The organism is Microcystis sp. M53603_WE2 (genome assembly GCF_030065435.1).
The window spans coordinates 1-7279 of the sequence record NZ_JASJFF010001223.1 but is presented as its reverse complement, the minus strand read 5'-3'; the positions used below and the strand labels follow the sequence as shown (position 1 = coordinate 7279).

Below are 7279 nucleotides of genomic sequence, written 5' to 3'. Positions count from 1 at the left end.
GGTTCCCTACGAGCGCTATCTAACTCCCCAAGGGATGCAGTTACGGATGGTGCGTTTGGGCAATCTCCGCGAAGATATCGGCCAAAGAGTTGATAAAGAGGAAACCCCGCGCTTTATTGAATTGGGTACACCTTCGGTCTCAATTCGCACTGAACCCGATATTCAATCTCGTGTCGGTCAAGGTGTCACGGTTCAACGGGAACAAACTAAGATCTTTAAACTGTTAACTAATCTGGATAAAGTTGCCGTACAAAATACTGTTCGCGCCGCCTATCGTCAGATTTTTGAACGGGATCTCGAACCCTATATCATCAATGCCGAATTTACCGCTTTAGAGAGTAAATTAAGCAATGCTGAGATCACGGTGAAAGAGTTTATTGAGGGTTTAGGTTGTTCGGATCTTTACCTGAAAGAATTCTATGCTCCCTATCCGAATACGAAAGTAATTGAATTGGGAACCAAGCACTTCTTAGGTCGCGCTCCCTTGAATCAAAAAGAAATCCAGAAATATAACCAAATTCTGGCAACTAAGGGATTAAAGGCCTTTATCGGTGCCATGGTTAATAGCATGGAATACCTACAATTATTTGGTGAAGATACGGTTCCCTATCGTCGTTTCCCGACTCTACCAGCCGCTAATTTCCCCAATACGGAACGCTTATACAATAAGCTGACTAAACAGGATAGTGAACTGGTGGTTCCCAGTTTTAAACCGGTAGTTAAAGTCGGTGGCTAATTAGTCCTTGAAGTTAGTTAATTTAGCTCGTGTTCAACACGAGCTTTTTTTCAGGACAAATTACTGCCCAAAATTTATTAAGTAGGTAGGCGTTAAAAATTATCAGATGCCCCCCTTATCAAGGGGGGATTAAGGGGGGACTAAGGGGGGATCGGCACCACCCTTATCAAGGGGGGATCCCCCCGCCTATCGGCACCACCCTTATCAAGGGGGGACTAAGGGGGGATCGGCACCCCCCTTATCAAGGGGGGACTAAGGGGGGATCGGCACCCCCCTTATCAAGGGGGGCAGGGGGGATCGAACCTAAAATCCATTTTTAATTTAATTATAACCAGCTACTTATCGTCAATCAAGGGGGTAACAATGAGCCAAATTAAAGTTAAAAACTTCGGTCCAATTAAGGCGGGTTTACTAGAAAATGATGGTTTTATCGACGTTCGGAAAGTAACGATTTTTATCGGTAATCAAGGAACTGGAAAAAGTAGCATTGCTAAATTAATATCAACATTAAGCTGGTTGGAAAAAGCTCTATATCGTGGGGATTTAGAGGAAAAATATGTGACTAAATATAATCGTTTTGTTAAATCTTTTTGTCAATACCAAAATTTAACCAATTACTTTTTACCCGAAACCCAAATTGAATACAATGGAGATGTTTATCGAATTAGTTTTGAAAATGCTAAATTATCGATCGAGCGTACTGATAATTCAAAGTATCGAGTACCAAAAATTATGTATGTACCAGCAGAGCGAAACTTTTTGAGTGCAGTAAGATGGCCAGAAAAACTCAAAGGACTGCCAGAATCATTATATACTTTCTGGGAAGAATTGGATCGCTCACAACAGGAATTATCTGGCAGTTTGACTTTGCCAGTAGGTGAGGTTAAATTGGAATTTGATAAACTCAATAGACTGGCCAAGATTGTGGGTAGTGATTATCAACTAAATCTATCAGAAGCTTCCAGTGGTTTTCAGTCTTTTGTTCCTTTATTTCTCGTTTCTCGAAATATTGCTTTATCGATTAATCGAACTCAAGAAACTTCCCGCAATGAACTCAGTGGAGAGGAGCAAAAAAGATTAAAAATGGAAATCGAGAAAATTATCTCTAATGATAATCTTTCCGATAAACTAAAAAAGGTGGCACTAGAAGTATTATCTTCTAAATACCGCAATGAGTGTTTTGTAAATATTGTGGAAGAAATCGAGCAGAATCTATTTCCTCAATCTCAGAAAAAGATTTTATATAAATTATTTGAATTTGCCAATTTAACCCAGGGAAATAAACTAATTTTAACTACTCATAGTCCTTATATTATCAACGATCTAACCCTAGCTATCAAAGCAGATAAAGTTATCAAAAAAATCCTATCATCAGCGATTTCTAACGCCGATTATCTCCAAGAAAAGCTCAACCAAATTGTCCCGAAAGCCTCTTGTATAGCGGCAGAAGATGCTATTGTATATGAATTAACAGAGCAAGGAGAAATCCGAGAACTTGCTACATATAATGGTTTACCTTCTGATGAAAATTATCTCAATCTTTCCCTAGGAGAGACAAATCAGCTTTTTGATGATTTACTGGAAATCGAAGAACAGTTATGAAGATCAATTTCTTTGATAAAAAATGTCAGAGTCAAACCCATCGGCATGAATTTGGAATTTGTGATCCGCCATTTCCCCCAGAAACTCCCGCTTATTTAGATACAGAAAATCCCAGGGATTGGATTGCTATTGTGGAAAACTATCAAGAAATTGAAGTGACATTTACCGCTATTGATAAATGTATTGAAATTAGAAAAGTCGATGGTAGTGGTATGGATAAACGCTGTGATGGAATGCTGACCTATGCTAATTGTTTGATTTTTGTAGAATTAAAAGAACGAAAGGGGAAAAATTCGGGGTGGGTAGGAGACGGAGAAGAGCAACTAAGAAACACAATTCGGGTATTTATTGAAAATCATGGTAGAGAGGATTATTCATCTAGAAAAGCCTACATTGCCAATAACAAAAAGCCTACCTTTCAGAGTTCACAACAGGAGAGGATGGAAAAATTTCGCCAAGAAACTGGGTTTAGATTAATCATTCAAAATATCATCAAAATTGAGTGATTTAATTCTCTTTGATTCGGTGGCTCTGAAGATATTGATTTTTTAGAGTTTAGAGATATCCTAGTTTGATGTTGAATCTCACCCTGAATCCGTTGCCAAGCTGTGATCAACTTTAAACTTTTCACTCAAGGAGTGCGGAATAGAACCAGCTTCTCGAACACCAGCTTGAATTTCTGGTAACTTGATCATTGAGTCTCTGTCCTCAAACTTTTTCTAGGTACTGGTCAATCCTAATTTATACTAAATCCAGTTATTAAAAACTGATTATTTATTCTCCCCTTTGCATGAGTGCCTCTTGCATGAGTGCCTGTCCTGATATGTAACCTATGCTCAATGGATTTAGGATTAGTATCCTATAATACCAATGCTTAGGAAACTATAAAGAAAATCCCAAGATTAAGCGAATCCCCTGCCGAAAAACGCTAGAGTAGAATAAAATGCCTAATTTTTTCGACAAAATTGTTATGATAGTTACCAATAGACAAGAGCTAGAAGAACTCATTCAACAGGTAAAAAAAGCTCAACAACAATTTGCCAACTATAGCCAAGAACAAGTAGATCTTATCTTCAAAAAAGCGGCATTAGCAGCTAACAACGCTCGCATTCCCCTGGCTAAAATGGCCGTACAAGAGACAGGGATGGGGGTAATAGAGGATAAAGTGATTAAAAACCATTTTGCCTCAGAAATCATCTACAACAAGTATAAACACAGCAAAACCTGCGGCATTATCGAAGAAGATAAATCCTTTGGATTGCAAAAAATCGCCGAACCCGTGGGCATTTTAGCGGGGATCGTACCCACTACAAATCCCACCTCCACAGCCATTTTTAAAGCCCTAATTGCCCTGAAAACCCGCAACGGCATCATTTTTTCCCCCCATCCGCGAGCGAAAGACTGCACCATCGCGGCGGCCAAAATTGTCTTGGAAGCGGCCGTCAAAGCGGGTGCGCCGGCCGGTATTATTGGTTGGATCGATCAGCCATCGGTGGAACTTTCCCAAGCATTAATGCAACATCCCTGCATTAATTTAATCCTCGCTACCGGCGGTCCGGGTATGGTAAAAGCGGCCTATTCTTCGGGAAGACCTTCCTTAGGAGTCGGTGCCGGCAATACCCCCGCTTTAATTGACGAAACCGCTCACATAAAAATGGCCGTTTCCTCGATTATTCTCAGTAAAACCTTCGATAACGGCATGATTTGCGCCTCCGAACAATCGGTAATCGTTGTCGATAGCATCTATGAAGAAGTTCGACAGGAATTTATTGATCGCGGGGCCTATCTTCTTTCCCCCGAAGAAAGGGAAAAAGTCGTCGGGATTCTCCTAAAAGATGGTCATATCAACCCCGATATCGTCGGGCAACCAGTGGAAAAATTAGCCGCCATGGCCGGAATTTCCGTTCCCGAAGATACCCGATTACTAATCGGAGAAGTAGAAAATATTGGTTTAGAGGAACCATTTTCCTACGAAAAACTCTCGCCAATTTTAGCTATGTACCGAGCGAAAGACTTTGAAGATGGGGTGAAAAAAGCCGAAAAACTGGTCTTATTTGCGGGTCGAGGTCATACGGCCGTGCTTTATACCGCACCCTCAAATCGGGAACATATTAAACGCTTTGAAGACAACGTAGAAACGGCCCGGGTATTAATTAATACCCCTTCCTCCCAAGGTGCGATCGGTGATATCTATAACTTCCGTCTCGATCCTAGTTTAACCCTCGGTTGTGGCACTTGGGGCGGTAATTCCATCAGCGAAAACGTCGAACCTACCCACCTATTAAATATTAAAACCGTGGCCGAGCGCCGGGAAAATATGCTTTGGTTCCGAGTACCACCAAAAGTATATTTTAAATACGGGTCATTACCGGTCGCTATTCGGGAATTAGCCGGCAAAAAACGGGCCTTTATTGTCACCGATAAACCTCTTTTTGACCTAGGAGTTACCGCACCTTTAGAGGAAGTTTTAGAAGAAATCGGCATCACGATTAATATCTTTTATGATGTGGAACCCGATCCTTCCCTAGAAACCGTCGAACGGGGGTTAAATGTCATTAATACCTTCAATCCCGATGTGATTATCGCTATCGGTGGCGGTTCCCCCATGGATGCCGCTAAAATTATGTGGCTACTCTACGAGCATCCAGAGATAGAATTCGAGAGCTTGGCCATGCGTTTTATGGATATCCGCAAACGAGTCTATGAATTGCCCCCTTTAGGCGAAAAAGCTCTGATGGTTTGTATTCCCACCACTTCGGGAACAGGATCGGAAGTGACTCCCTTCGCCGTCGTGACCGATCGCCGTAATAATATTAAGTATCCTCTGGCAGATTATGCCCTAACTCCCAGCATGGCCATCGTCGATCCGGAATTAGTGCTAAATATGCCGAAAAAATTAACAGCCTACGGCGGAATTGACGCTTTAACTCACGCTCTTGAGGCCTACGTCTCGGTTTTAGCCTCAGAGTACACCAATGCTCTTGCTCAAGATGCCATCCGACTGCTGTTTAAATACTTGCCCAGTTCCTATCATAACGGAGCTAAAGACCCGAAAGCGCGGGAAAAAGTCCATTACGCGGCGACAATGGCCGGAATGGCCTTCGCTAATGGCTTTTTAGGCATCTGTCACTCCATGGCCCACCAATTGGGGGCCATTTTCCACATTCCCCACGGTCTGGCCAATGCCTTGATGATTTCCCACGTCATCCTCTATAATGCCACCGATGCCCCCTTTAAACAGGCCACCTTCTCTCAGTACAAATATCCTAACGTGAAGTGGCGCTATGCCAGGATCGCTCATTCCTTGGGATTGGGGGGAGAAAGCGAGACCGAAAGTGTGGAAAGATTGGTATTAGCGATCGAATGTTTAAAACGGGAAATCGGTATTCCGGCCAGTATTAAAGAGGTAATTCCCGAAACTGAAGCCGAATTTATGGCCAAATTAGACCATTTAGCCGAACAAGCTTTCGATGATCAGTGTACCGGAGCCAATCCCCGTTATCCCCTGATCGAGGACTTAAAAACCCTGTTAATCCAAGCTTATCACGGCAATTTGCCCCTAGAGGTGGCGGTAAATGGTCACGGTGAGGTCAGTCTTGCCGATTTGAAGTTAGATCCGCAACCTTTGAGCTTTTAGAGATCGATTTTGCCTTGGATCCCCCCTACCCCCTAGTAGGGTTGATTCATGAATCAACCCTACCATGAATCAACCCTACCATGAATCAACCCTACCATGAATCCCCCCTACCCCCTTGCCTATTGCCTATTGCCTATTGCCTTTCTTCACTAGGAAATTTATTTGGCACGACTACTTAAAAATTATCTTTTTTCCCCCGCAGCCGTGCAAACACTTGTACTGGTTCGTTGCTATCCATGGTCATTGCCAAAGCGGGACTATCCCAACGCAAAAAAGGATTAGTCAGCTTTTCCGTCCCCAAAATTGCTGGAATCGTGGGAATATCTTGGGCGCGATTTTTCTCCACTTCCCGATAACGCTGTTGCAGAGCAGCATTATTAGGGTCAACTGTCAAGGCAAACTTTAAATTATTTAACGTATATTCGTGAGCGCACCAAACCCTGGTTTGGTCAGGCAGCGATCGCAATTTAGTTAAAGAAGCCACCATTTGCCCCGGTGTTCCCTCAAATAAACGACCACAACCCCCCGAAAACAGGGTATCACCACAGAATAACTCGCCGTAATCTCCGGGGTTAACTGGGGGAAAATAGTAGGCAATATGAGCGCGAGTGTGGCCGGGGACAAAGAAAACCTCGGCCGAGCGACCGGCAAATTCCACCCGATCCCCCTCCGCTAAAAACAGCTGCTGCCCCGGAATGCGACCGCGATCCTCCTTTCCCCCATAAACACAAAGATGGGGATAACGATTAATTAAAGCCTGATTAGCCCCCACATGGTCGCCGTGGTGATGGGTATTGAAAATAGCGACTAAATCCACCTGTAAAGCCTCTAATCGCCTGAAAACGGGTTCAGGTTCCGCCGGATCCACCACGGCTGCGATTTTTTGCGCTCGATCGTAGAGGAGGAAAATATAATTATCGGAAAGGGCGTTAAGACGTTCGATCTCCATGGTAGAATCTTGGGCTAAGGTTTAACTCGATCATACCTATAGCAGCATCTTTGAGAAATCAGGCTAGAAGCCTCAACCACTGGGACAAAATCTTAAATATGGCCGATGTAGAATAATAACTATAATAAAAGTGTCATAAAAAAGCAGTGAATTTATAGTAGTTATGACGATCAAATTTCGGTTTCATCCAGAGAAAGCAGTTGAAGCCGCTGCTATACTCTTAAAGCTGCACGGCAAACCGATGAAGTATTTAGGGTTGCTGAAAATGCTCTATATAGCTGACCGTCTTGCTTTAAAAACCATGGTTCAACCAATTACTGGGGATAGATATGCATCAATGGATTATGGACCGGTT

Annotated in this window: 6 protein-coding genes; 5 read left to right on the top strand and 1 reads right to left on the bottom strand. The window is 42.9% G+C overall.

All coding sequences use genetic code 11. The features are described 5' to 3' along the window. The 4 genes from PX481_RS25565 to adhE form a co-directional block, all read left to right on the top strand. Positions 1-736: phycobilisome rod-core linker polypeptide (locus tag PX481_RS25565; RefSeq protein WP_288096760.1), on the top strand; the 736-nt coding region annotated here is incomplete at its 5' end. A 363-nt stretch (positions 737-1099) separates the two neighbouring features. Beyond that, positions 1100-2338 carry an ATP-binding protein gene (locus tag PX481_RS25560; protein ID WP_002758780.1) on the top strand — a complete coding sequence of 413 codons (1239 nt, stop codon included), beginning with the start codon at positions 1100-1102 and terminating at the stop codon, positions 2336-2338. Continuing rightward, positions 2335-2844 (top strand): hypothetical protein, encoded by a 510-nt coding sequence (locus tag PX481_RS25555; RefSeq protein ID WP_002758781.1) that lies wholly within the window; start codon positions 2335-2337, stop codon positions 2842-2844. Before PX481_RS25560 ends, PX481_RS25555 begins: the two co-directional genes overlap by 4 nt. Before the next feature lie 464 nt (positions 2845-3308). Further along, complete coding sequence (gene adhE / locus PX481_RS25550; RefSeq protein WP_288096762.1) at positions 3309-5975, top strand: bifunctional acetaldehyde-CoA/alcohol dehydrogenase; 2667 nt, start codon at positions 3309-3311, stop codon at positions 5973-5975. 175 nt (positions 5976-6150) lie between these two features. On the opposite strand, the gene gloB is transcribed toward adhE, so the two are convergent. Then, positions 6151-6924 carry a hydroxyacylglutathione hydrolase gene (gene gloB, locus PX481_RS25545; RefSeq protein ID WP_002758783.1) on the bottom strand — a complete coding sequence of 258 codons (774 nt, stop codon included), beginning with the start codon at positions 6922-6924 and terminating at the stop codon, positions 6151-6153. A 163-nt stretch (positions 6925-7087) separates the two neighbouring features. On the opposite strand from gloB, the gene PX481_RS25540 reads away from it, so the two are divergent. Then, positions 7088-7279: Panacea domain-containing protein (locus PX481_RS25540; protein ID WP_288096757.1), on the top strand; the 192-nt coding region annotated here is incomplete at its 3' end.